Annotated in this window: 26 protein-coding genes and 1 tRNA gene; 15 read left to right on the top strand and 12 right to left on the bottom strand. The window is 66.4% G+C overall.

What is annotated here, in order from left to right; all coding sequences use genetic code 11:
• Positions 1-98 precede the first annotated feature (98 nt).
• From BOS5A_RS10810 to BOS5A_RS10790, 5 genes are all read left to right on the top strand, one after another.
• Positions 99-1,040, top strand: a complete 942-nt coding sequence (locus BOS5A_RS10810) for a glycosyltransferase family 2 protein (RefSeq protein WP_151955117.1) — start codon at positions 99-101, stop codon at positions 1,038-1,040.
• Between the two features lie 56 nt (positions 1,041-1,096).
• Positions 1,097-1,786, top strand: a complete 690-nt coding sequence (locus BOS5A_RS10805; protein WP_151955116.1) for an ATP-dependent Clp protease proteolytic subunit — start codon at positions 1,097-1,099, stop codon at positions 1,784-1,786.
• Between the two features lie 109 nt (positions 1,787-1,895).
• A complete protein-coding gene (gene clpX, locus BOS5A_RS10800) occupies positions 1,896-3,161 on the top strand; it encodes an ATP-dependent Clp protease ATP-binding subunit ClpX (protein WP_151955115.1) in 1,266 nt (421 codons plus the stop codon).
• 115 nt (positions 3,162-3,276) lie between these two features.
• Entirely contained in the window at positions 3,277-4,401 is a 1,125-nt protein-coding gene (locus tag BOS5A_RS10795; RefSeq protein WP_151955114.1) for a calcium:proton antiporter, read from the top strand.
• A 113-nt stretch (positions 4,402-4,514) separates the two neighbouring features.
• Positions 4,515-4,847, top strand: coding sequence for a PilZ domain-containing protein (locus tag BOS5A_RS10790; protein ID WP_151955113.1), 333 nt, complete (start codon positions 4,515-4,517; stop codon positions 4,845-4,847).
• A gap of 7 nt (positions 4,848-4,854) precedes the next feature.
• On the opposite strand, the gene pyk is transcribed toward BOS5A_RS10790, so the two are convergent.
• The 5 genes from pyk to BOS5A_RS10765 all read right to left on the bottom strand — a co-directional run bounded on the left by pyk (position 4,855) and on the right by BOS5A_RS10765 (position 9,932).
• A complete protein-coding gene (pyk, locus tag BOS5A_RS10785; RefSeq protein ID WP_151955112.1) occupies positions 4,855-6,315 on the bottom strand; it encodes a pyruvate kinase in 1,461 nt (486 codons plus the stop codon).
• Positions 6,316-6,420: 105 nt separating this feature from the next.
• On the bottom strand, positions 6,421-7,722 hold the full coding sequence (locus tag BOS5A_RS10780; protein WP_151955111.1) for a M20/M25/M40 family metallo-hydrolase: 1,302 nt from the start codon (positions 7,720-7,722) through the stop codon (positions 6,421-6,423).
• Between the two features lie 30 nt (positions 7,723-7,752).
• A complete protein-coding gene (locus BOS5A_RS10775) occupies positions 7,753-7,923 on the bottom strand; it encodes a DUF1289 domain-containing protein (protein WP_151955960.1) in 171 nt (56 codons plus the stop codon).
• 10 nt (positions 7,924-7,933) lie between these two features.
• Positions 7,934-9,328, bottom strand: a complete 1,395-nt coding sequence (locus BOS5A_RS10770) for a DEAD/DEAH box helicase (protein ID WP_151955110.1) — start codon at positions 9,326-9,328, stop codon at positions 7,934-7,936.
• A gap of 127 nt (positions 9,329-9,455) precedes the next feature.
• Positions 9,456-9,932, bottom strand: a complete 477-nt coding sequence (locus BOS5A_RS10765) for a hypothetical protein (RefSeq protein WP_151955109.1) — start codon at positions 9,930-9,932, stop codon at positions 9,456-9,458.
• A 95-nt stretch (positions 9,933-10,027) separates the two neighbouring features.
• Between BOS5A_RS10765 and BOS5A_RS10760 the strand changes: the two genes are divergently transcribed.
• The 3 genes from BOS5A_RS10760 (at position 10,028) to BOS5A_RS10750 (ending at position 12,887) form a co-directional block, all read left to right on the top strand.
• Entirely contained in the window at positions 10,028-11,491 is a 1,464-nt protein-coding gene (locus BOS5A_RS10760) for an FAD-binding oxidoreductase (RefSeq protein WP_151955108.1), read from the top strand.
• Positions 11,492-11,553: 62 nt separating this feature from the next.
• Positions 11,554-12,318 (top strand): SapC family protein, encoded by a 765-nt coding sequence (locus BOS5A_RS10755; protein WP_151955107.1) that lies wholly within the window; start codon positions 11,554-11,556, stop codon positions 12,316-12,318.
• Between the two features lie 20 nt (positions 12,319-12,338).
• Positions 12,339-12,887 (top strand): cytochrome b, encoded by a 549-nt coding sequence (locus BOS5A_RS10750; RefSeq protein WP_151955106.1) that lies wholly within the window; start codon positions 12,339-12,341, stop codon positions 12,885-12,887.
• A 205-nt stretch (positions 12,888-13,092) separates the two neighbouring features.
• On the opposite strand, the gene BOS5A_RS10745 is transcribed toward BOS5A_RS10750, so the two are convergent.
• Complete coding sequence (locus BOS5A_RS10745) at positions 13,093-13,950, bottom strand: N-formylglutamate amidohydrolase (protein ID WP_199857339.1); 858 nt, start codon at positions 13,948-13,950, stop codon at positions 13,093-13,095.
• 99 nt (positions 13,951-14,049) lie between these two features.
• On the opposite strand from BOS5A_RS10745, the gene cpdR reads away from it, so the two are divergent.
• Complete coding sequence (gene cpdR / locus BOS5A_RS10740) at positions 14,050-14,424, top strand: cell cycle two-component system response regulator CpdR (RefSeq protein WP_151955105.1); 375 nt, start codon at positions 14,050-14,052, stop codon at positions 14,422-14,424.
• 71 nt (positions 14,425-14,495) lie between these two features.
• Positions 14,496-14,570 (top strand) — tRNA-Val (locus BOS5A_RS10735).
• 208 nt (positions 14,571-14,778) lie between these two features.
• Here BOS5A_RS10735 and glnA read toward each other — a convergent pair.
• The 3 genes from glnA to map all read right to left on the bottom strand — a co-directional run bounded on the left by glnA (position 14,779) and on the right by map (position 17,651).
• Positions 14,779-16,191, bottom strand: a complete 1,413-nt coding sequence (gene glnA, locus BOS5A_RS10730; protein WP_151955104.1) for a type I glutamate--ammonia ligase — start codon at positions 16,189-16,191, stop codon at positions 14,779-14,781.
• A 128-nt stretch (positions 16,192-16,319) separates the two neighbouring features.
• Positions 16,320-16,658 carry a P-II family nitrogen regulator gene (locus BOS5A_RS10725; RefSeq protein ID WP_151955103.1) on the bottom strand — a complete coding sequence of 113 codons (339 nt, stop codon included), beginning with the start codon at positions 16,656-16,658 and terminating at the stop codon, positions 16,320-16,322.
• Between the two features lie 165 nt (positions 16,659-16,823).
• Entirely contained in the window at positions 16,824-17,651 is an 828-nt protein-coding gene (gene map / locus BOS5A_RS10720; protein ID WP_151955102.1) for a type I methionyl aminopeptidase, read from the bottom strand.
• 51 nt (positions 17,652-17,702) lie between these two features.
• Between map and BOS5A_RS10715 the strand changes: the two genes are divergently transcribed.
• Entirely contained in the window at positions 17,703-18,461 is a 759-nt protein-coding gene (locus tag BOS5A_RS10715; RefSeq protein ID WP_151955101.1) for a competence/damage-inducible protein A, read from the top strand.
• 105 nt (positions 18,462-18,566) lie between these two features.
• Entirely contained in the window at positions 18,567-20,330 is a 1,764-nt protein-coding gene (locus BOS5A_RS10710; RefSeq protein ID WP_151955100.1) for a sensor domain-containing diguanylate cyclase, read from the top strand.
• A 10-nt stretch (positions 20,331-20,340) separates the two neighbouring features.
• Here the strand turns inward: BOS5A_RS10710 and accC are convergent, their stop codons facing one another.
• Genes accC through aroQ form a run of 3 tightly spaced genes read right to left on the bottom strand, consistent with a single transcriptional unit; the run spans position 20,341 to position 22,637 of the window.
• Positions 20,341-21,699 (bottom strand): acetyl-CoA carboxylase biotin carboxylase subunit, encoded by a 1,359-nt coding sequence (gene accC, locus BOS5A_RS10705; protein WP_151955099.1) that lies wholly within the window; start codon positions 21,697-21,699, stop codon positions 20,341-20,343.
• 2 nt (positions 21,700-21,701) lie between these two features.
• Complete coding sequence (accB, locus tag BOS5A_RS10700) at positions 21,702-22,190, bottom strand: acetyl-CoA carboxylase biotin carboxyl carrier protein (protein WP_151955098.1); 489 nt, start codon at positions 22,188-22,190, stop codon at positions 21,702-21,704.
• 12 nt (positions 22,191-22,202) lie between these two features.
• Positions 22,203-22,637 (bottom strand): type II 3-dehydroquinate dehydratase, encoded by a 435-nt coding sequence (gene aroQ / locus BOS5A_RS10695; RefSeq protein ID WP_151955097.1) that lies wholly within the window; start codon positions 22,635-22,637, stop codon positions 22,203-22,205.
• Between the two features lie 172 nt (positions 22,638-22,809).
• Here aroQ and thiS point away from each other — a divergent pair, with 172 nt between their 5' ends.
• From thiS to BOS5A_RS10680, 3 genes are all read left to right on the top strand, one after another.
• Positions 22,810-23,817, top strand: a complete 1,008-nt coding sequence (gene thiS, locus BOS5A_RS10690; protein WP_151955096.1) for a sulfur carrier protein ThiS — start codon at positions 22,810-22,812, stop codon at positions 23,815-23,817.
• Between the two features lie 11 nt (positions 23,818-23,828).
• Entirely contained in the window at positions 23,829-24,581 is a 753-nt protein-coding gene (locus tag BOS5A_RS10685; RefSeq protein WP_234419303.1) for an alpha/beta hydrolase, read from the top strand.
• A 92-nt stretch (positions 24,582-24,673) separates the two neighbouring features.
• Positions 24,674-24,844 (top strand): CsbD family protein, encoded by a 171-nt coding sequence (locus tag BOS5A_RS10680; protein ID WP_151955095.1) that lies wholly within the window; start codon positions 24,674-24,676, stop codon positions 24,842-24,844.
• The last annotated feature ends 34 nt before the right edge of the window (positions 24,845-24,878 follow it).

Raw genomic sequence — 24,878 nt, 5'->3', positions numbered from 1 at the left:
GGCTGTCTTTCTCTTTAGGAAGGGCAGGGCTCCGGCGGGACCCATCAAAGTAGTACTTTGATGGGCGCCCTCTCAGGCTCAGCCCGAACGGAGTTGGGGTGGAACGCTCACATCGACCGACGATCGCAGTCCTGCTGCCCTGTTACAACGAGGAGGCCGCGATCGCGCAGACGGTCGCGGGGTTCCGTGCGGCGCTGCCCGACGCGCGCATCTACGTCTACGACAACAACAGCCGCGACCGGACCTGCGAGGTTGCGGCCGCCGCGGGCGCTATCGTCCGGCGCGAGCGGATCCAGGGCAAGGGCGCGGTCGTCCGGCGGATGTTCGCCGATGTCGATGCCGACATCTATGTGATGGCCGACGGTGACGCGACCTATGACGCGGCGTCGGCCCCCGCGCTGGTCCGCCGGCTCGTTGACGAGCAGCTCGACATGGTGGTCGGCAGCCGCATCGGCGAAGCGGTCGAGGCGTATCGGCGCGGTCACCGGCTCGGCAATGCGATGCTCACCGGCATGCTGGCGCGGCTGTTCGGGCGCAGCTTCACCGATATCCTGAGCGGATACCGCGTTTTCTCGCGGCGCTTCGTGAAGAGCTTTCCCGTGCTGTCGGTCGGATTCGAGATCGAGACCGAGATCAGCGTCCACGCGCTCGAGCTGAAGATGCCGACCGGCGAGGTCGAGACGCCCTATTATGCGCGGCCCGAGGGATCGGTGTCGAAGCTCAGCACCTATGGCGACGGCTGGCGTATCCTGCGGACGATCGCGACGCTTTACCGGATCGAGCGGCCGCTGTGGTTCTTCGGCGCGATCGGCGGTGTGCTGGCGCTGATCGCGATCATCCTCGCGGTGCCGCTGGCGATCACCTATATGCAGACGCATCTGGTGCCGCGCTTTCCGACCGCGATCCTCGTGACCGGGCTCATGATTCTGGCCGCGCTCAATGTCTTTGCCGGGCTGATTCTCGACACCGTCGTGCGCGGGCGGCGCGAGGTGCGGCGCCTCGCCTATCTGACCCACAAGGCGCCCGGCGCGGACACTTGAAGTCCTTCGCCGAAGCGCCGATGTTGGCGCTCTAATCGGGCATAAGAGAGAGTTTCATGCACAATCCGTTCGAGACCGGCGATTTCGCGAGCCCGCTGGCACAGGCCGGCGTCGGGCTGCAGCAGACCCAGGCGGGGCTGGTGCCGATCGTCATCGAGCAGTCGAACCGCGGCGAGCGCTCGTTCGACATCTTCTCGCGCCTGCTGCGCGAGCGCATCATCTTCGTGACCGGTGGAGTCGAGGATGGCATGGCTTCGCTCATCTGTGCGCAGCTGCTGTTCCTTGAATCGGAAAATCCGAAGAAGGACATCTACATGTACATCAACTCGCCGGGCGGAGTCGTCACGGCGGGCATGGCGATCCATGACACGATGCAGTATATCCGCCCGCGCGTCGGCACGCTGTGCATCGGCCAGGCGGCGTCGATGGGCAGCTTCCTGCTTTCGGCGGGCGAGCCCGGCATGCGCGTCGCGACCACCAACAGCCGGATCATGATCCACCAGCCTTCGGGCGGGGCGCAGGGCATGGCGGCCGATATCGAGATCCAGGCGAAGGAAATCCTGCGCATCCGCCACCGGCTGAACGAGCTGTATTCGAAATATACCGGCCAGCCGATCGAGGCGATCGAAAGCGCGATGGACCGCGACAAGTTCCTCTCGTCGGACGAGGCGAAGGCATTCGGCCTGATCGACGAGGTGTTCGACAAGCGCCCCGCGCCGGCTGATGACGTCGCGGCGGCGGCTTGAGGCGTTTCAAGGACGGCAGGCCGAAATACGGCATTGTGCAGTGTGTGACGGCCGGGTTACGTTGCCCGGCCAATAACGGCGCGCGCATGCCGCGCCAGGGAAGGTTTGAATGACGAAGCTGAGCGGTGGCGACTCGAAGAGCACCCTCTATTGCTCGTTCTGCGGAAAATCGCAGCACGAGGTGCGCAAGCTGATCGCGGGTCCCACCGTCTTCATCTGCGACGAGTGTGTCGAGCTGTGCAACGACATCATCCGCGAGGAGACGAAGTCGGCGCTGGTCGCCAAGAAAGACGGCGGCGTGCCGACCCCGCAGGAAATCTGCGATGTGCTCGACGATTACGTCATCGGCCAGAAGCAGGCGAAGCGCGTGCTGTCGGTGGCGGTGCACAACCACTACAAGCGGCTGAACCACGGCGCGAAGGGTGCCGATGTCGAGCTCGCCAAGTCGAACATCCTGCTCGTCGGCCCTACGGGTTGCGGCAAGACGCTGCTCGCCCAGACGCTCGCGCGCATCCTCGACGTGCCGTTCACGATGGCCGATGCGACGACGCTGACCGAGGCAGGGTATGTCGGCGAGGATGTCGAGAACATCATCCTCAAGCTGCTTCAGGCCTCCGACTACAATGTCGAGCGGGCGCAGCGCGGGATCGTCTATATCGACGAGATCGACAAGATCAGCCGCAAGGCGGAAAACCCCTCGATCACCCGCGACGTGTCGGGCGAGGGTGTTCAGCAGGCGCTGCTCAAGCTGATGGAGGGCACGACCGCGAGTGTGCCCCCCCAGGGCGGACGCAAGCATCCGCAGCAGGAGTTCCTGCAGGTCGACACCACCAACATCCTGTTCATCTGCGGCGGTGCGTTCTCGGGACTCGAGAAGATCATCGGCGATCGCCTCCAGGGCAAATCGATCGGCTTCGGCGCCTACGTGGCGGCGCCGGAGGAGCGCCGCACCGGCGAGATGCTGCGACAGACAGAGCCGGAGGATCTGCTCAAGTTCGGGCTGATTCCCGAGTTCGTCGGCCGTCTGCCGGTCATCGCGACGCTGGAGGATCTCGACATCTCCGCGCTGGTGAAGATCCTGTCCGAACCGAAGAACGCGCTGGTCAAGCAGTATCAGAAGCTGTTCGAGATGGAGGACGTGAAGCTCGGCTTCACTGACGAAGCGCTGGTCAGCGTGTCCAAGAAGGCGATCGACCGCAAGACGGGCGCGCGCGGGCTTCGCTCGATCCTGGAGGGCATCCTGCTCGACACCATGTTCGAGCTGCCCGGCATGGACGGCGTTGACGAGGTGATGATCGACAAGGACGTGATCGAGGGCCGCAAGGAACCGGTGCGCGTCTATGCCGAGAAGAAGAAGGCGGGCGACGCCGCCTGATTCTCGGCGGTTGGCCTAACGACCGAAGCGGGCGTCGAGCGATCGGCGCCCGTTTTTTCTTGTGCACCGTGAACGGCTTCGCCCACCATCGGTTGGTGATCACCGAGGAGACAGAATGCCGCAGCCGATGACCGCGAAACCCGACCTGAATTCTGCGCCGAAGGCCCATGAGCGCCTGCCGCTCTGGTCGCTCGTTTTCCCCCTCCTCGGCATTCTCGCGGTCGCGGTGTCGCTTTACACCATGGGCACCCTCGGCGCGACCGGCGCGGCGGTAATCCTGATCGGCGCCGTGCTCGCCGCGGTTCACCATGCGGAGGTCGTCGCGCACCGTGTCGGCGAGCCGTTCGGCACGCTGGTGCTCGCGGTCGCGGTGACGGTGATCGAGGTGTCGCTGATCGTCAGCCTGATGCTGGCGCCGGGCGGCGACACCACCGCGCTCGCCCGCGATACGGTGTTCGCGGCGATCATGATTATCCTGAACGGCATCGTCGGGCTCTGCCTGCTGGCGGGCGGGCTGCATCACGGCGAGCAGCGCTTCACCCTGCGCGGCGTCAGCGCGACGCTCTGCGTTCTGACCGCCATGGTGGTGCTATCGCTCGTCCTGCCCAATTACGTGTCGAGCGCGCCGGGGCCGACCTATGCGCCGTCGCAACTGGTGTTCGTCGCGGTCGTGTCGCTGATCCTCTACGCGACCTTCGTGATGGTCCAGACGGTGCGCCACCGCGACTATTTCCTGCCCGCGGACGATGAGGCGGCCAAGGATGCGCATGCGCCGCCGCCGTCCAACCGGATGGCATGGATGGCATTCGGGGCGCTGCTCGTCGCGCTCGTCGGTGTCGTCCTCCTCGCAAAGGGCCTGTCGTCGATCGTCGAGACAGCGGTCGTCGATGCCGGGCTGCCGCTTGCGGTCGTCGGCATCGTGATCGCCGCGCTCGTCCTCGCGCCGGAAAGCCTGGCCGCTTACCGCGCGGCGCGGCGCGACCGGTTGCAGACCAGCCTCAATCTCGCGCTGGGGTCGGCGCTGGCGACGATCGGGCTGACGATTCCGGCCGTCGCGGTCGTCTCGCTGCTGCTCGACCTGCCGCTGGCGATGGGGATCGGACCGAAGGGCATCACGCTGCTCGTCCTCTCGCTCTTCACCATCACGCTGTCGCTAGGAACGGGACGGACGACGATCCTGGGGGGCGTCGTGCATCTCGTCATCTTCGCCGCCTATCTGTTCACCACCGTCATCCCGTGACCGGTGTGCAGGTCCTCGGCCAAGCCGCTTTGACTGGCTCAGTGATCGTTACGGAAACGATTTAGACAAAGTTAATCAACGGTGCATAAGCTTTTCCCGCAAAGGGGTGGGGAATGGCATCGCGGGCCACGCAATATCGGCCGGTCCAGCCGGCATCGATCGATCAGCGCGGCGCAGTGCGGCACCGGCTCACCTTGTCGCGCGCGACGGTGCGACGGCATGGTGGGCAACCCGTCGAGGCCGAACTGCACGACGTGTCGATCTACGGTTGTCGCGTTGCGGGAGACTTGCCGTTCGCCGAGGGCGAGCGGCTGTGGCTGCGATTCGAGGGCGGGATGCCGATCGCCGCGACGATCGTGTGGAGCGTCGATGGCTTTACCGGGTGCCGTTTCGACGACCCGATCGACCGCGCGCTGATGCGCCGGCTGACACTGGTGATCTGCTAGGCGCGCTTCAGGCGCCCTTGTGACCCTTCAACTCGTCGCCAAGGATGCTGACGACGTGCAGCACGTTGGTGGATCCCGGCGTCTTGAAGGGCACCCCGGCCATCACGACCACGCGGTCGCCGGCCTTGGCGATGCCGTGGCGCAGCGCCATGCGCTTGGCCTTGGCGACCATCTCCTCGAACGAATCGACGTCGCGGGTGTGGACCGCATAGGTGCCCCAGAGCAGTCCGAGCCGGCGCGCGGTGTCGATATTGGGGGTCAGCACGAGGAGCGGCACCGCCGGGCGCTCGCGCGCGACGCGGCGGGCGGTCGAACCCGAGGTCGTGAAGCAGATGATCGCCGACGCCGACACGGTGCGCGCGATGTTCTTCGCCGCTTCCGACAGGGCGTCCGCGGTCGTCGGATCGGGACGGGTGACGGTGAAATGGATGCGGTCGCCGTGGGCGGGATCGCGCTCCACCGCTTCACCGATCGCGTTCATCATCGCGACCGATTCGACCGGCCAGTCGCCCGCGGCGCTTTCCGCCGACAGCATGATCGCGTCGGCGCCGTCGTAGATCGCGGTCGCGACGTCCGACACCTCGGCGCGGGTGGGCGAGGGGGACTTGATCATCGATTCGAGCATCTGCGTCGCGACGACGACCGGGCGACCCATGCGGCGCGAGGTTTCGACGATCCGCTTCTGCAGCGGCGGCACCGATTGCGGCGGCAGTTCGACCCCCAGATCGCCACGCGCGACCATGACGCCGTCGCACATCTCGACGATCTCATCGAGGCGTTCGATCGCCGCCGGCTTTTCGATCTTGGCGAGCAGCGCCGCGCGCCCCTGGATCAGGCGCCGCGCCTCGGCCAAGTCTTCCGGGCGCTGGACGAAACTCAGCGCGATCCAATCGACATTCTGTTCGCACGCAAAGGCGAGATCGCTGCGGTCCTTTTCGGTCAGCGCGGCCATCGGTACGACGACGTCGGGGACGTTCAGCCCCTTGTTGTTCGACAGCACGCCGCCGACCTCGACCATTGTATCGATCCGGTCGAGCGAGTGATCGGTGACGCGCACGACGAGCTTGCCGTCGTCGAGCAGCAGACGCGCGCCCGGTTCGATCGCGGCGAAGATTTCGCGGTGGGGGAGCTCGACGCGCGTCGCGTCGCCGGGGGTGGGATCGCGGTCGAACGTAAAGGTCGCGCCGTGCTCGAGCATCACGCGGCCTTCGGCGAAGCGCCCGACGCGCAGCTTGGGCCCCTGCAGATCGGCAAGGATCGTCGTCGGGCGGCCAAATTCCTTCTCCAGCGCGCGGATCGCTGCGATGACCGCGACCTTGGACTGCTGGTCGCCATGGCTCATGTTGATGCGGAACGCGTCCGCGCCCGCCTGAAACAGCGTGGCGATCATGTCATGGCTGCTGCTGGCAGGGCCGAGCGTCGCGAGGACGCGCACCTTGCGCGCGCGGGGGCCGATGGCCTTGGTCATTCGTCTTGGTCCTTCGCGTCTGCGCGCGTCGCTGTAACCGCTCCCACGCAGCGATCAACCGCCAAGCGGCGATTTGTTGACCCCGCAATGCCGTAGCGTCGCGGCTCAGCGGCGCGGCGCGCGCCCGGCGAAGGTCACGAGGCTCTCCGCTCCGCCGGCGGAAAGTGCTGAGACGCCGACGAAATTGTCGTCGACGGGCACTTCCTTCAGCAGCGTTTCGGTCGCGCCCGTGACGGTGCGGCTGTCGGCCCAGTCCTGCCTGTCGGTTCGTCGCCAATAGACCTTGTAGGCCGTCGCGCCGGGTACCGGTTTCCACGCAACGGTCGTGTCGCGTGACAGGGCGCCCGACACGCTGACTGCGACCGGCGCGGCAGGTGCCGCGGCGAGGCGAGCGAGCGTCCCCACGTTGATCGCGGTCACGTGCGCCAGATAGTCGAAATCCATCGCCTCGGGCAGGTCGCCGTACGGCCTACCGCCCTCGGTGCGGACATCCTGATGCTGGCGGTCCCAATTTTCCACCGCGGAGGTGAAGCGGACGGCGGGATAGCCTTCGGCGAGAAACGGCTCGTGGTCGCCGCCGCGACCGAAGCGGTCGGGGCGCCTGTCGACAAAGGCGTCGAACTTGCCGGGAAGCGCTTGCGCGACGCCGTCGATCGCCTTGGCGAGCGCGCGGCTGGGGCCGTCATCCTCGCCGCCGATCGCGCGGCGTTCCATCGCCTCGGCAAGGCTTTCGTCGGCGCGGATGCCTTCGGAGAAAACGCGCACCCGGTCGGCGACCTTCAGGCCGCCCTGGCCGATCGAATTGCCGACGATATCGTTGTTGAGCATCGCATCGACCTGCCACCCGCGCGCCTTCGCGGTCTGTGCGAGCAAGGTGCCGCCCCAAAGACCCTGCTCTTCGCCGGAAAAGACCGCGTAGACGATCGTCGCGGCGAACTTCTCCTTCGACAGGATGCGCGCGGCTTCCAGCACGAGCGACACGCCCGAGGCATCGTCGTTCGCGCCGGGCGCATCGCCGACCGAGTCCATCACGTCGCTGCGCATGCTGTCGATATGCCCGCCGACGATCACGTAGCGGTTCGGGTCGGTCCCCTTCTGGATGCCGAGCACATCCTCGATCACGACGCCGTTGGGCGCGCGCGGACCGACGAAGCGGCGTGAGATTCGTTCGACCGTAAGGCAGCCGCCGCAGTCGCGCCCAATCGCTGCGAACCGCGACGCCGCCCAGTTGCGCGCCGCGCCGATGCCACGCTTGGGATCGGTCGTGGTCGAGAGCGAATGGCGCGTGCCGAAGGCCGCGAGCGTGGTGACGCTGTCCTTCAGCCTGGCGGGCGAGGGTGCCTCCCGCGCAGCGACGGGGGCGGCGAGGATCAGCGAGGCGAGGGTGAGGGGCGTGAACAGGCGCATGGCCTTGTGTGGCCGGATTCCGCCGCCTGCTCAAGCCGTTCGCTTGCGTTTCTCGATCGCGGCGAGAATGTCCCGTCGCTCGCGGTCGCCGGCGTCGGGCCATGCCGTGATCTCGGCGAGGGTGCGCAGGCAGCCGAGGCACTGCCGCCGTGCCGCGTCGAGGCGGCACACCCCGGTGCACGGCGAGGGGACGGCTGTCAGGGCCGGGGCCTCAGAGGCCGAAGGTCGCGTTCAGGAAATCCGGGATCGGCCCGTTCCAGCCTTCGTCCGGGCCGTCGTCCTGGGGCGCGCGCTGCCGCGCAGGCTGGGCGCGCTCTGCAAAGTTGCGCTCGCTCGTGCCCGCCCGTTCGCGGCGCGGTGCGCGCTCGCGTGCGGGGGCGTCGACGGCTTCCCGTGCGGGCTTCGCTGACGCCTGTTCCGCGCTGTCGGCCCGCGCGCGCCGACCGCGGCGGGGGCGTTCCCCGGCATCCTCTTCCACTGCAGGCTCGGCCATGTCGAAGCGCTTGATCTTGTGGCCGGTCAGCTTCTCGATATTGGCGATGTTCTCGGCATCGTCGGCGCCGACCAGCGTGTAGGCGACCCCGGTCGCGCCGGCACGGCCGGTGCGGCCGATGCGGTGGACGTAATCGTCGGGATGCCACGGCGCATCGAAGTTGAAGACGTGGCTCACACCCTTCACGTCGAGGCCGCGTGCGGCGACGTCGGAGGCGACGAGGATGTTGACCGTGCCCGCCTTGAACCGGTCCAGCTCGGCGATGCGCGCGGGCTGGTCCATGTCGCCGTGGATTTCGCTGGAGCGGAAGCCATGGCTCTTCAGGCTCTTGTTGAGCTCGCGCACCGTGGTCTTGCGGTTGCAGAAGATGATCGCGGTCGTCACATCCTCGGCCGCCAGCAGGCGGCGCAGCGTATCCCGCTTCTTGAAGGCCGGTCCGGTGACGGGAACGATCCACTGCGTGATGTTGGTGTTGGTGCTCGCCGGCCGCGCGACCTCGATCGTCTTGGGGTTCGACAGGAACTTGTCCGCCAGCTTCTTGATCGGCGGCGGCATGGTGGCCGAGAACAGCAGCGTCTGGCGCGTCGTCGGCAGCTTGGTGCAGATTTCCTCGATATCGGGGATGAACCCCATGTCGAGCATCCGGTCGGCCTCGTCGATGACGAGCAGGCTGCACCCGGTCAGCAGGATCTTGCCGCGCTGGAACAGGTCCATGAGGCGGCCGGGGGTCGCGATGAGGACATCGACGCCCTTTTCCAGCGCCTTGACCTGATCGCCCATCTGCACGCCGCCGATGAGCAGCGCCATCGATAGCTTGTGATACTTGCCGTATTTCTCGAAATTCTCCGCCACCTGGGCGGCGAGCTCGCGGGTCGGCTCCAGGATCAGGCTGCGCGGCATGCGCGCCCGGCTGCGGCCGTGCGCGAGGATATCGATCATCGGCAGCACGAACGACGCGGTCTTGCCCGTGCCGGTCTGCGCGATGCCGATCATGTCGCGCATCATCAGGACGGACGGAATCGCCGACGCCTGGATCGGCGTGGGTTCGGTGTAGCCCGAATCCTCGATCGCGCGGAGCAGTTCGTCGGAAAGGCCGAGATCGGCAAAGTTCATGGAAATGTCCGAAAATAGCGCGGACGCACAGGTCGGTCCGCTGCCTCTGCGCGCTTCCCCATCACGCGCCAAAAGTCAAGAAAATGCGCGTTGGCGCGGCCTCGCTGGCCCTGCAAGAGCGGTCGGATCAGTGCTTGGGAACGAGAGAGCGGAACCGGTCGATCGGGCACACCGCCCCCGATCGCGACCGGATGGCATCACGGTCTGCGCACATTTGCCCGTCCGCCGTCGGCTTGAGGTAGAAGCCGGAGTAGAAGTCGAGCGCCGGACAGTCATCCTCGAGCTTCGCCCGGACCCGCTTGTTGCCCGCCAGCACGAAATCGACCCCGTCGTCGCCGCCGAAGGCCGCGCCGCGCAGCGCGGCGATCGGCACGCATTTCGGCCCCTTCTTCTCCTTCCACTCGATCGGCGCGACGGCGGCGGGCGTATCGCGCCCGGCACGCGGATCGAGCCGCGGCACCCGGATGACGATGCGTTCGCGCACCGTCAGTTGCGCCCACTGCGTCCCGTCGAGATCCTGTGCGGCGCCGGCCGAATCGCGCACGCCCGCCATGAGCGGGGCAGCGGCGAGCAGGCCGATTGCAGGAATGAGGCGCGCGATCATGGAAGAGCGCGATCGTAGGTCTGTGGGTTGAATGGTCCATGAATTTCCGTGGCGATGCTTGGGACTCGGCAACAGATCGCCTAAGAGCGTTGCCGATGCGCAACACTTCCATCGGTCTCGACGTCGCCGGCCTGCTCGAACGGGTGGGCGGCGTGCTCGATCCCAGGGGCATCATCACAGATGCGGAGGCGATCGCGCCCTGGCTCGACGACTGGCGCGGGCGATGGCACGGTGCGGCGGCAGCAATCCTTGCCCCGCGATCGACCGATGAGGTGGCGGCGATCGTGAAGGCGGCGGCCGCCACGCGCGTCGCCTTGGTACCGCAAGGGGGCAACACATCGATGGTGGGCGGCGCCACCCCGCCTCCGGATGGAAGCGCGGTGATCCTGTCACTGCGCCGGATGAACCGGGTGCGACATCTCGATCCCGAGGCCGGACTGGCCGTGGCGGAGGCCGGGGTCATCCTCGCCGATCTGCAGGCGGCGGCCGAGGCGGTGGACCGGCGCTTTCCGCTGACCCTTGGTGCGCGCGGATCGGCGACGATCGGCGGGCTCGTCTCGACCAATGCCGGCGGTACGCAGGTACTGCGCTGGGGGACGATGCGCGGCCTTGTCGCCGGGGTGGAGGCAGTCATGGCGGACGGATCGATCCATGACGGCACGACCGCGCTCAAGAAGGACAATCGCGGCTACAGCCTCGACCAGTTGCTGATCGGCGCGGAAGGGACGCTGGGCATCGTCACCGCAGCGACACTGCGCCTCGCGCCCGCGATCCGACAGCGCGCGGTGGCCTGGGCGGCGGTGGCGACGCCGGCAGATGGGCTGCGACTGCTCCGCCGGTTCGAGGGCGAGAGCGATATGGTGGAAAGTTTCGAGCTGCTGCCCGCCGAATCGCTGGCCGCGGTTCTCGCGCACATCCCCGGCACGCGCGCGCCGCTGACCGGCGCCCATCCCTGGCACGTCCTGATCGAGGCGGTATCGGGGAGGCTTGATGGCACGGCACCGACGGAGATGGTCGAGGGTGTGCTTGCATCCGCTGCCGCGGACGAAATCATCGCCGACGCCACGATCGCGGCGAGCGAGGCCCAGGGCGCGGCCTTCTGGCGCATCCGCGATTCGATCTCCGAATCCGAACGCGCGCTGGGGCCGGCGGTCCAGCACGACATTTCCGTGCCCGTGTCGGCCATGCCGACGTTCATGATCGATGCGGCGAAGGCGTGCGAGGCGCGCTTTCGCGGCACGCACGCCTCAGGCTTCGGTCATCTGGGTGACGGCAACGTCCACTTCCACGTCCGCGCGCCCGCCGGTGTCGACCCGGCGCGCTGGTATGCGGAGGATGCGCCGGACATCAGCCGGTTCGTTCACGATCTCGTGACCGGGGCAGGGGGCTCGATTTCCGCCGAGCATGGTATCGGCCAGATGAAGCGGGAGGAGCTTGCCCGGCTCGCGTCGCCGGCCCGGATGATGGCGCTGCGCGCGATCAAGCAGGCGCTCGATCCGCTCAACATCCTGAACCCCGGCAAGCTCGTGGCGCTTGCGCCCGCGCGCCCGGGGCAATAGGGCCGCGCCAGTCCGCTCGCCCGCGTGGCGGGCGTAACGCCATATCTGTCTGGAGAGTTCCGATGGCCAGTGCGCCGCTTCCGCTTTTCTACAACGGCCTCGAGCCGCTTTCGAGCGAAACCCACGCCAATTACAAGGTGCGTCAGCAGGATCGCGCGCCGTTCCTCGCGACCACCCACGCGGTGCCGGTGACGATCGACGAGTTCCCGCTGGCGCAGCGGTATCTGCCGATCGTGTTCTCGATCGGTGACGACGCGATTCCGATCGCGCTGATGGGCCTGAACGAGGGCGTCAACGTCTTCCTCGACGACGAAGGCAAGCTGATCGACGACAACGTCTACGTCCCCGCCTATGTGCGCCGTTACCCCTATATGCTCGCCCGGCTTCGCCCCGACGCGGAAGAGCTGTCGCTGTGCTTCGATCCCACCTCGGATTCGATCGGCGCGTTCGACGACGGCGACGCGCTGTTCGCCGATGGGCAGCCGACCGATCTGACCAAGAACATCCTCGCCTTCAACGAAAGCTTCGAGCAGGCCGGTGCCCGCACTCAGCAGTTCATGAACGAGCTGAAGGAGCTGGAGCTGCTGATGGACGGCGAAGTCTCGATCCAGCAGGACGGCGTCGAGCAGCCGTTCATCTACCGCGGCTTCCAGATGGTGAACGAAGAGAAGCTGACGAACCTGCGCGGCGATCAGCTGCGCAAGATGACCCAGTCGGGCATGCTGCCGCTGCTCTATGCACACCTGTTCTCGCTGTCGCTCATGCGCGAACTCTTTGCCAAGCAGGTGAAACTGGGCAAGATGCCGCAGCCGCAGCTCACGCTGTAACTGCCGAGAAGGGATCGCCAATGGCCACCTTGCCCCGCGACGAACGCTATTCGATCGTCGCGATCTGGTTCCACTGGGCCATCGCAGCAATGGTGATCCTCAATCTCGTGATCGGCCTTTTCCATGAATCGCTGCTGGCGGGATGGAAGGGATCGATCGGGATCCACAAGGCGGTCGGCATCACCGTGCTCGTGCTGACCGCGGGGCGGATTCTGTGGCGGCTCGCACACCGTCCGCCCACGCTGCCGGCGAACGTCGCCGGGTGGGAGCGGGGTGCGGCGCACGCGGCGCATTGGGCGCTCTACGCGCTGCTGTTCATCATGCCGCTGACCGGCTGGGCGATGAGTTCGGGGCCGAAGCGCTATCCGCTGACCTGGTTCGGGCTGTTCGATATCCCCTATCTGCCGGTTTCGGCTGGCACCGCGGGCTTCAGCCACGAGGCGCATGAGGTGCTCGGCTTCCTGATGGCGGGGCTCGTCGTCATTCATGTCGCCGCTGCGCTGCGGCATCATTTCCTCCTGCGCGACCGCGTGCTTGCGCGCATGCTGCCCTCGGCCGCGCGTCACTGATCGAATCCGGTTGCGACAGATTGCGACAAAATCGTTGATCAGATGGGCTTGAACGCCCTGATCATGCGCCTATATTCGAAAGCATACGGTGGCGTGTCCCCCCCTTTCGCGGCGCCGTATGACACATCTTCGGATGTGTCTCCTCCCTGAACCTTGGCCGCCTCGGATGCTTGCATCCGGGGCGGTTTTTTATCGAACGCCGCGGCTATTCCGCTGCGGTGGCGAAGGGCGTACCCTCGGCCTCGTCGGCCAGCGCCGCGATCATCCGGGCGAGCAGCGCGGCGGTGCCGGCAAAGCCGGGCCCGGGACCATCCATCCGCGGATCGAGATAGAGCGTCCGGTCGATTTCCAGCTGCACCGCGTGGATATTGTCCTGTGTGCGGGCGTGGCGTTCGAGGATGTGGCCACCGGCATAGGGCGTGTTGAGCGCGCACGGGATGCGGTGGGCGCGCGCTTCCGCCTCCAGCCGGTAGACGAAGCGCGCGCCGGCGCTTTTGCCGAAGCGGTCGCCCAGTACGATCCGCGCCCCGCTGGCGAGTGGCGGCATCGAATGGATGTCGAGCAGGATAGCGATGCCGAACCGCGCGCGCGCCGCGTCGAGGAGGTCGCCGAGCGCGGCGTGATAGGGGCGGTGATCGCATTCGATCCGCGCGACCACCTCGTCGCTGCTCAGCTTGCCTCGCCAGATGTCGCCGGCTCCGGGCGTGCGCCGTGGCACGAGACCAAGCCCGCTGCGCAGCTTGAGCGACGGCGCGGATTGGCGTCGGCGGTCCGCCCCCGAATCGATCGCCGGGTCGCGCTCATGCTCTGCGCGGTTGAGATCGATCCAGGCTCGGGGCAGCCGCTGGACGATCGTGGTATGGTCGCCGCGAGCGGCATGCGCCAGCGCATCGACATGCCGGTCCTCCAGCGGGGCCAGCGCCTCTAGCGGAACGCGGATCGCGGCGCGCAGGGCCATCGGATAGTCGCGGCCCGCATGCGGCACGGACAGCACGACCGGGCTTTCCGGCTGGCAGGGACCGTGAAGGTCGAATGACGGCGTGCGCATGCTCACGGTCGCCATCCTATGGAACGCATCGATCCGTCGCAATCGCGCGGGTGCGTGCTGGAAAATCTTAAGGGCTTCGCGCATAGATTCTCGCGTGAGCGTGCGGGGATTGGAATGATCAGGATTTTGCTGGCCGAGGACGACCAGATCATGCGCGAGTATCTGACGCGCGCGCTGGAACGGTCGGGCTATGCGGTCAGCGCGGTCGATCGCGGCACTGCCGCGATTCCGCTGCTCGAAACCGAGCATTTCGATCTGTTGCTCACCGATATCGTGATGCCCGAGATGGACGGAATCGAGCTTGCGCAGAAGGCGGGCGAGATCGCCCCCGACCTGCGGGTGATGTTCATCACCGGCTTTGCAGCTGTCACCCTGAAGGCGGGAAAGGCAATGCCGCAGGCGCGCGTCCTGTCGAAGCCGTTCCACCTGCGCGATCTGGTTCTGGAGGTCGATCGCATGTTCGAACTGGGCGACGCGAGCGGTCTTTGAGAAATTCGTAGCGAAGATGCGCGAAGCGCTTGCCAGCCGTCTGCAGCGCGGCTAATGGCGCACCTCCCCGTGGGCGTGTAGCTCAGTGGTAGAGCACTGTGTTGACATCGCAGGGGTCGCAAGTTCAATCCTTGCCACGCCCACCATGAAAAGCCCGTCCGGTCACCGACCTGGCGGGCTTTTCTGTTTCCGCACCGAGATCACGCAGATGAGCGTCTGAAACCCGTGGCGGATGTGGAAGCGCAACGCCAGCATTGGCTTCGAGCGCAATGCTGGGGTCACAATGCTGTCAACAGACGGCTATGGCGCGGGTGCGGGGCGCGAGCGCGCCCCGCAGGCAAGGCATGACCCGCCTCAGCCGCTATAATACATATCATACTCCACCGGGCTGGGCGTCATCTCCCAGCGCGCGACTTCCTGGTATTTCAGCTCGATATAAGCCTCGATCTGTTCCTTGCCGAACACGTCGCCGCGCAGGAGGAAGTCGTGGTCGGCCTCGAGGCTCTCCAGCGCCTCGCGCAGCGACGCGCAGACGGTGGGGACGTTGGCGAGCTCCGCGGTTGGCAGGTCGTAGAGGTTCTTGTCCATCGCCTCGCCCGGGTGGAGCTTGTTCTGGATGCCGTCCAATCCCGCCATCATCAGCGCCGCATAGGCGAGATACGGGTTCGCCAGCGCATCGGGGAAGCGCACCTCGACGCGCTTCGCCTTGGCGCCGGTGCCATAGGGAATGCGGCACGAGGCGGAGCGGTTGCGCGAGGAATAGGCGAGCAGCACCGGTGCCTCATAGCCCGGCACCAGTCGCTTGTAGCTGTTGGTCGACGGGTTGGTGAAGGCGTTGATCGCCTTGGCGTGCTTGATGATGCCGCCAATGAAATAGAGGCACATGTCGCTGAGGCCCGCATAGCCGTTGCCCGCGAAGAGTGGCTTGCCACCATCCCAGATCGAGAAGTGGGTGTGCATCCCCGAGCCGTTATCTTCCTTGATCGGCTTGGGCATGAAGGTCGCGGTCTTGCCGTACGCATGTGCGACCTGATGGACGACATATTTGTAGATCTGCATCCGGTCCGCCGTTGTCGTCAGCGTGCCGAAGGTTAGGCCGAGCTCATGCTGCGCGGCGGCGACCTCGTGGTGATGCTTGTCGCAGGGCAGCCCCATTTCGAGCATGGTCGAAACCATCTCGCCGCGGATATCGACCGCGGAATCGACCGGCGCGACGGGGAAATAGCCGCCCTTGGCACGCGGGCGATGCGCAAGGTTGCCGCCTTCATATTCGCGGCCCGAATTGCCGGGCAGCTCGATATCGTCGATCTTGTAATAGCTTGTCGAATAGCTGTTCTCGAACCGCACGTCGTCGAACATGAAGAACTCGGCTTCCGGCCCGACATAGACGGTGTCCCCGATGCCCGTGGTCTTCAGATACGCCTCGGCGCGCTTGGCGGTGGAGCGCGGGTCGCGGCTGTAGAGCTCGCCGGTCGAGGGTTCGACGATGTCGCAGAACACGATCAGCATCGGCGTGGCCGAGAAGGGATCGTCATAGACCGCGTCCAGATCGGGCTTGAGGATCATGTCGCTCTCGTTGATCGCCTTCCAGCCCTCGATCGACGATCCGTCGAACATCAGCCCGTCGGTGAACTCGTCCTCACCGAGGATCGAGGCGACCATCGTCAGGTGCTGCCACTTCCCCTTGGGATCGGTGAAGCGCAGATCGACCCACTCGATCTCGTCGTCCTTGATGCGCTTCAGGATGTCGGACGCCTTGTTCGCCATGATAATCTCGTTCCCTAGTCAATGTTTACGCAAAGCCGTTTGCCCTGAGCTTGTCGAAGGGTCGTTCTTTTTTCTTGTCTGGAAAAGAAGAACGGGGCTTCGACAGGCTCAGCCCGAACGGAAACTACTCAGATCGCTTCCTCGTCGCGTTCGCCGGTGCGGATGCGGAGTGCGGTTTCGACGGGGATGACGAAGATCTTGCCGTCGCCGATCCGGCCGGTTACCGCGGCGGCGGCGATCGCTTCGACAACGCGGGTCGCGAGGCTGTCCTCGACGACCACCTCCAGCTTTACCTTGGGGAGGAAGTCGACGACATATTCGGCGCCGCGATAGAGCTCGGTATGGCCCTTCTGGCGGCCGAAGCCCTTCGCCTCGGTCACGGTGATGCCGGACACGCCCACTTCGTGGAGCGCCTCCTTCACCTCGTCCAGCTTGAAGGGTTTGATGATCGCTTCGATCTTTTTCACGCAGTCCTGTCCCGCCCGGTCCCGAGTCCCGCCTGAAAGGCGCCTTGCACCGAACGTGCCAGCCGGCCGGCGCAGGGGCAAGGGCGAGACTCGCGGGGTGCAGAGCGCTGCCCTGCCCAAAACATGGGCAGCGCGGCGGGCGCTGCCCGGAATCCGGTCAGTCGATCAGGCGTAGGGCGGCTTGTGGAAGCCCGCGGGGCTTGTCGTGAAGATTTCGCAGCCCGTCTCGGTGATGCCGATCGAGTGTTCGAACTGCGCCGACAGCGAGCGGTCGCGCGTCACCGCGGTCCAGCCATCGTCGAGCAGCTTCACGTCGGGGCGACCGATGTTGATCATCGGCTCGATGGTGAAGATCATGCCGGGCTTCAGCTCGGGTCCGGTGCCGGGGCGGCCGACATGGACGACCTCCGGCGCGTCGTGGAACAAGCGGCCGAGCCCGTGGCCGCAAAAGTCGCGGACGACGCCGTAGCGGTTGCCCTCGGCATGGCGCTGGATCGCGTTGGCGACGTCACCCATGTGGTTGCCGGGCTTCGCCTGCTCGATGCCGAGCATCAGGCATTCATAGGTGACCTCGACGAGCCGCCGCGCCTTCAGGGGCACATCGCCGATCAGGTACATGCGGCTCGAATCACCGTGCCAGCCATCGACGATCGGGGTCACGTCGACATTGACGATGTCGCCCGATTTCAGCGTCTTCTCGCTGGGGATGCCGTGGCAGACGACATGGTTGATCGAGATGCAGGTGGAGTGCGTGTAGCCGCGATAGCCTAGCGTCGCGGGCACGCCGCCAGCGGCCGTCACGAAATCGTAGATCAGCCGGTCGAGCTCCGCGGTCGAGACGCCGGGCACCATGTGCGGCACGAGCATGTCGAGCGTTTCGGCCGCCAGCCGCCCCGCCTGGTGCATGCCGGCAAAGGCATCCGGCCCGTGAAGCTTGATGGCGCCGGTGCGCGCGTCCGGCGCGTCGGAGGTGACGGTCACATATTCGGTCATGGCGGGCGATATAGCGTGGCGGGCGCGGTTTTGCGAGGCTATGCCGCGGGCATGGCAAGCGAGCGCATCTGGACGGCCGCGTTGATCGTGATCGGCGACGAAATCCTGTCCGGTCGCACCCAGGACAAGAACGTCGCGCAGATCGCCCGGTGGCTCAACGTCCAGGGAATCCGGCTGGCGGAAGTGCGCGTCGTCGCCGACCGCGAGGATGCGATCGTCGAGGCGGTGAACGCGCTGCGCGCCCGCAACGACTATCTGTTCACGACGGGGGGCATCGGGCCGACTCACGACGACATAACCGTCGATGCGATTGCGGCGGCGCTGGGCGTGGGTGTCGTCCATCATCCGAAAGCGGTCGCTGTGCTCGAGCGTTACTACGCAACGCGCGGCGGCGCGACCGAGGCGCGGCTGCGGATGGCGCGGGTGCCCCAAGGCGCCGACCTGATCGAGAATCGCGTGTCGGGCGCGCCGGGCATTCGCATCGGAAACGTGTTCATCATGGCGGGCGTGCCGCACATCACCGCCGGCATGCTCGACGCGCTGACCGGGACGCTGGAGGGCGGTCGCCCGGTCGTCAGCCGGACGATCGGCTGCTGGGTTGCAGAGAGCGAGGTCGCGGACCTGTTAGGCGCGGTCGAGCGCGCGCATGAGGGCGTCGCGATCGGCAGCTACCCGTTCTTTCGCGAAGGCCGCACGGGTGCCAACTTCGTCGTGCGCTCGCCGGATGCGGTGCAGGTGGATGGCTGCATCGCCGACCTGTCGCAGGCGCTCGAAGGCGCAGGCTATGCGGTGGTGACCGACGGCATCTGAACTTCCAAGCGGCTGCCGCCATATTTTTGCAATGAAAGCGCTTCCAAGCTCCTTGCCGGCCGCGAAGTAAACCGCCCCTTTACCCTCCCGGCCTAGGGCGGACACATGTCCGCTGCCGCGCTGCGTCCCCTTACTGCCTGCCTCATTCTCGGCGTCGCGTATTTTGCGGCGGCGTCGCTCACGATTCTCGTCGGGCGGTTCGATCACGGCGTGGCGTTCGTCTGGGTCGCGACCGCGGTCCTGAGCAGCCGGCTTTCCGTCCTGCCGAGGGTCATCTGGCCGCGCGCTATCGCCGCGTGCTTCGTCGGCAGCGTGCTCGCGACGGGGCTTTTCGGCTTCGGCTGGGCTCTCGCCTTGCCGATCGCGGTGGTGAACATCACCGAGGGCGTGTTCGGCGCGTGGCTGCTCAGCCGCCTGAACGGCAGCTTCGATCCGCTCAAATCGCTGCGCTGGGTCGGCGGCTTCCTGCTGGCCCTGGGGCTTCTGGCGCCCGCGCTGGGGGCGGTGGCGGCGTCGGTGATCGTGGCGCTGCTCGCGGATCAGGACGTCGTGGTGATGGGCGTGCGCTGGTTTCTGGGGCATGCGCTGGGGACGATAACCTTTGCGCCCATTCTCCTCCTCGCGTTTCGTACATCGCCGCAGGAATGGATCGCGTCGGTCAACAAGGCGCGTGCGCCCGAAGCGACGGCGCTGCTGCTGCTGGTCGTCGCGACGTCGTTCGGGGTGTTTGCGCAGAGCGAGCTGCCGCTGCTGTTTCTGCCGACGCTGCCGGTGATCCTGGTGACGTTCCGCCTCGGGCGGCTGGGCGCCAGCGCGTCGATCGTGATCCTTGCGGTCATCGGGACGACGATGACGCTCCACGGTACCGGTCCGTTGAACCTGGTGACGGGATCGATGGGGATGCATCTGCAGGTGCTGCAATTCTATCTGGCCGCGACCGTGATGACGATCCTGCCCGTCGCGGCCGAGCTGGCCTATCGCGGCGAGCTGTTCCGCCAGCTGCGCGAGAGCGAGACGCGCTATCGCCTCGTCGCCGACAACTCGTCAGACATAATCCTGAACGTCGATCTGAAGGGAATCATCCGCGTCGCCTCGCCATCGATCCGGCAGATGGGCGGCTACAGCCCGGACGACGTCGTCGGCACGCCGGCCATAAGACTCGTCGCGGCGGAGCATCATGACGCTGTCATCGGCGCGCACCGCGACGTGCTCGCGAACCCCGACCGCAATGTCATCGTAGAATATCAGGCGATCCACGCCAATGGCGAGATCCGCTGGTACGAGAGCCACACGCGCGCGGTGCAGAACGAAGCCAATGCGGTCATCGGCGTCGTCAGCGCGGTGCGCGACATCGCACATCGCAAGATCGTCGAGGGCGAACTGGCCGCTGCCGCCTATACCGATGCGCTGACCGGGCTGGCCAACCGCCGCGCCTTTCTCGCCGAATTCGATCGGCGTGCGGCGAATGGCGGCCATGGCTGCGTCGGGATGCTCGACCTCGATCATTTCAAGCGGGTCAACGACGTGCATGGCCATGATGCTGGTGATGAGGTGCTGCGCCGCTTCGCCCTTGTCGCGCGCGGATGCCTGCGCGACGGGGACATGCTCGCGCGGATCGGCGGCGAGGAGTTCGCGTTGCTGCTGCCGGGCGCCGGGCTTGCCCAGGCGCAGGTCGTGTGCGACCGAATCCGCACCGCGGTCAGCAGCGCGCCGATCACCTATGCCGGCGTGACGCTGCTGGTGACGGTGAGCGGCGGCGTCGCGCCCTGGGGAGCGGGGGCCGACCGGCAGGAGACGCTGCGCGAGGCCGATATCGCGCTCTACCGCGCGAAGCGCGAAGGACGCGACCGGCTGGCGCTCGCGTCGTGAACGGCGCGGTTCAGCCCGCGTTTTCCTCGCGGGCCAGCCATTCCTCCAGCCACTTGATCGTATACTGGCCGTCCTGGAATTCGGGGTCCTCGATCAGCGCCCGGTGAAGCGGGATCGTTGTCTTCATCCCCTCGATCACGAACTCTTCCAGCGCGCGGCGCAACCGGCGGATCGCACCCGCGCGGGTGGTGCCGTAGACGATCAGCTTGGCGATCATGCTGTCGTAATAGGGCGGCACCTTGTAGCCCGCATACAGCCCGCTATCGACGCGCACGTTCATGCCGCCGGGGGCGTGGAACATCTTCACAAGGCCCGGCGAGGGCGCGAAGGTGCGCGGGTCCTCGGCGTTGATACGGCACTCGATCGAATGGCCGCGAAACACGACATCCTGCTGGCGCAGCGTCAGCGGATGCCCTTCCGCGATACGAATCTGCTCGCGCACGAGATCGAGGCCGGTGATCGCTTCGGTCACCGGATGCTCGACCTGTAGCCGCGTGTTCATCTCGATGAAGTAGAACTCGCCGTCTTCCCACAGGAATTCGATCGTGCCCGCGCCGCGATAGCCCATATCGGCCATCGCCTTTGCGACGATGCCGCCCATCCGCTCGCGCTCTTCCGACGAGATGACGGGGGAGGGCGCCTCTTCCAGCACCTTCTGGTGGCGACGCTGGAGCGAGCAGTCGCGTTCGCCGAGGTGAATCGCATTGCCGTTGCCGTCGCCGAAAATCTGGAACTCGATGTGGCGCGGATTGCCGAGATATTTTTCGAGATAGACGGTCGCGTCGCCGAACGCAGCCTTCGCCTCGGTGCCGGCCTGCAGCATCTGGGTTTCGAGGCTGGCTTCGTCATTGACGACCTTCATGCCGCGCCCGCCGCCGCCCGACGCCGCCTTGATGATGACGGGATAGCCCGCTTTCGCCGCGATCGCCTTCGCTTCCTCGATGTCCGAAATCGGACCGTCGGAGCCGGGGACGAGCGGCAATCCCAGCGCACCCGCAGTGCGTTTCGCCTCGATCTTGTCGCCCATCGTGCGGATATGCTCGGGCTTTGGCCCGACGAAGATCAGGTCGTGCGCCTCGACGATCTCGGCGAACTTGGCATTTTCGCTGAGGAAGCCGTAGCCGGGGTGGATCGCGTCGGCGCCCGAGATTTCGGCGGCCGAGATGATGTTCGGTATGTTGAGATAGCTGTCGGTCGCGGACGGCGGGCCGATGCAGATCGCCTGATCGGCGAGGCGCACGTGCATCGCATCGGCATCGGCGGTGGAGTGCACCGCCACCGTCTCGATCCCCATTTCATGGCACGCGCGGTGGATGCGCAGCGCGATCTCGCCGCGGTTGGCGATCAGCAGCTTCCTGATGGCGGGCATGATTACTCGACGACCACGAGCGGCTGGTCGAATTCGACGGGCTGGCCGTTGTCGACGAGGATCGCGGTGACCTTGCCCGCGGACGGCGCGACGATCGGGTTCATCACCTTCATCGCCTCGACGATCAGCAGCGTTGCGCCGGCGGCGACGGTGTCGCCCACGGACACGAACGCCTTGCCGCCCGGTTCGGCCGACAGATAGGCGGTGCCGACCATCGGGGACTTCACCGCATCGGCGTGGCTGGCCGGTGCGGGCGCGCCGGCCTCGGCGGTCGCAGCCGGTGCGGCGGCTGCCATCGGCGCGGGCGCGGGCGCGGCGTGATAGACGGGGGCGGCGGCTGCGACGGGCGCTGCCTTGCGCGCGACACGGATGCGGCGGTCGCCATCCTCCACCTCGATCTCGGTCAGGTGCGTGGCGTCCAGCATTTCGGCGAGCTGGCGGACGAGATCGACATCGACCTTCATCGCGCCCTTATCAGAATGATCGGTCATCGCGGCCCTCTGTCAGATGCGTGCGGCGGCTTCAAGCGCGAGGAGATACGACAGTGCGCCGAATCCCGCCACTGTGCCTTTTGCGGCACGCCCGACATAAGATACGTGGCGAAACGCCTCGCGGGTGTGCGGGTTCGACAGATGCACCTCGATCACCGGCGTCTTCACCGCCTTGATCGCGTCGTAGAGCGCGATCGAGGTGTGGGTGAAGGCGCCGGCGTTCAGCAGCACCGCCTTCGCATCGTTCGCCTGCGCTTCGTGCAGCCAGTCGACCAGGTGCCCCTCGTGGTTCGACTGGCGCATGTCGATCATCAGATCGAGGTCGCGGGCGCGGTCTTCGAGGTGGCCGGCGATATCGTCGAGCGTGTCGTCGCCGTAGATCTCCGGCTCGCGCAGGCCGAGAAGGTTCAGGTTGGGACCGTTGAGAACGTAGATCGTGGCGGGCATGAGGGACTTTCTTGAACCGGCTGTCCGGGACGACTAGTTGGCTGGCAGGTCCTTAGCCCGTTTGCCCTGAGCTTGTCGAAGGGCCGTCCTTCTTTTCCGTTCTCGGGAGGAAGAGAAAGACGGGGCTTCGACACGCTCAGCCCGAACGGGAGTGGGGGTCTGCCCCGATATCATGCCGCACACCGACGGAACCGTCTCGATCAGCGTGAATGGCGAACATCGCCGCGTTCGCGCTGGACTCAGCCTGGCTGAGCTTGCGACAGACATGGGGCTTGTCCCCGAAAAGGTCGCGGTGGAGCGCAATCTGGAGGTCGTTCCGCGATCGACGCTGGCGCAAGTCTGCGTCGAGGATGGCGACGAGCTCGAGATCGTCCACTTCGTCGGCGGGGGGGATCACGCCGCACCGATCGCGGACGATAGCTGGACGGTCGCGGGCCGGACGTTCCGGTCGCGCCTCATCGTCGGCACCGGAAAGTACAAGGACTTCGCGCAGAACGCAGCCGCGGTGGAAGCGTCTGGCGCGGAGATCGTCACCGTCGCGGTGCGGCGGGTAAATGTCAGCGATCCGAACGCGCCGATGCTGACCGATTTCATCGATCCCAAGCGGATCACCTACTTACCCAACACCGCCGGCTGCTTCGATGCGGAGTCGGCCATCCGTACGCTGCGGCTGGCGCGCGAGGCCGGCGGCTGGGACCTGGTGAAACTGGAGGTGCTGGGCGAGGCGAAGACGCTCTACCCTGACATGGTGGAGACGCTGCGCGCGACAGAGGTGCTGGCGAACGAGGGTTTCAAGCCGATGGTCTACTGCGTCGACGATCCGATCGCGGCGAAGCGGCTGGAGAATGCGGGCGCGGTCGCGATCATGCCGCTGGGGGCGCCGATCGGCTCCGGACTCGGTATCCAGAACCGGGTCACTATCCGGCTGATCGTGGAAGGGGCGGGCGTGCCGGTGCTGGTCGATGCGGGCGTCGGCCAGGCATCCGATGCGGCGGTCGCCATGGAACTCGGCTGCGACGGCGTGCTGATGAACACCGCGATTGCCGAGGCGCGCGATCCGATCCTGATGGCGTCGGCGATGAAGGCCGCGGTAGAGGCGGGGCGGATGTCTTATCTGGCGGGACGGATGGGCAAGCGGCGCTATGCCGACCCGTCGAGTCCGCTCGCCGGTTTGATCTGAGGGAGATGCGGATGCGGGTGGGACTGACGATCGCGGCAGCCGTGATGCTGGTGTCGTGCAGCGGCGGTGCGGCGCAACCGGGCAAACCGGACGAGAAGGGCAGCTTGATGAGCCTGCCCGCCGCCGACAAGATGCCGCTCATCGCGCGGAAATATTCGGCCGAGCACCCGCGTGCGACGATCCTGCTGTTTCATCAGGCCGGGTCGGGGAAGGGCGAGTATGCAACGATCGCGCCGCGGCTGACCGCGCTCGGCTATGACGCGGTCGCTGTCGATGCGCGATCGGGCGGGGGCCTGTACGGCGAGAACGAGACGGTGCAGCGCAACGGCCGCTCCACCGACATGAAGCTGGCGCAGCGTGACTTGCAGGGCGCGGTCGATTGGGCCGCGGCGCAGGGGCGGCCGGTGATATTGTGGGGCAGCAGCTATTCCGCGGCGCTCGCCTTTCCGGTGGCGGCGGCCAATCCGGGCAAGGTGAAGGCGGTGCTCGCTTTCTCGCCGGGCGAGTATTTCGACGGGAGGCCGGCAATCGCGGCGGCCGCGAAAGCGGTAACGGTGCCCGTGTTTATAACCGCTGCCCCGACCGCAGAAGAGCAGGCTCAGGCCAAGCCGATCTTCGACGCAGTGGGGGCGAAGGACAAGACGCTGTTCGTGCCGAAGGACGGCGTCCACGGCTCGTCCACGCTGATCGCCGCGAAGAATCCGGCTGGCGCGGCAAGCGAATGGACGGCCGTCGAGGGTTTCCTGAAAAAGCTGTCACTCTAGGCCCGCGGCGGAACTTTCGAGCGGGAAAGGCCGTTCAATTCTTCGTGATTACCGGCGCCTAATTCCGGGTGTCGCAGCAACGGAGATCGAACATGGGCGAGCTCGTCGACAAGATCAAAGGCAATGTGAACGAGGCCATCGGCAAGGCCAAGCAGCATTCCGACAACCCCGATACGAAGGCCGATGGCGCCGCGCAGGAAGCCAAGGGCAAGGCGCAGCAGCTGGGCGGCAAGGTCAAGGGTGCGCTCGGCGACGATATCTGAGCCTTCACCCGGATGACAAAGAAAAAGGCCGTCG

Origin of the sequence: Sphingomonas sp. EC-HK361, assembly GCF_902498785.1 — a bacterium.
Taxonomy (GTDB): domain Bacteria; phylum Pseudomonadota; class Alphaproteobacteria; order Sphingomonadales; family Sphingomonadaceae; genus Sphingomonas.
Note: the sequence above shows the minus strand (reverse complement) of the source record. Positions and strands in the feature narration are given on the sequence as shown.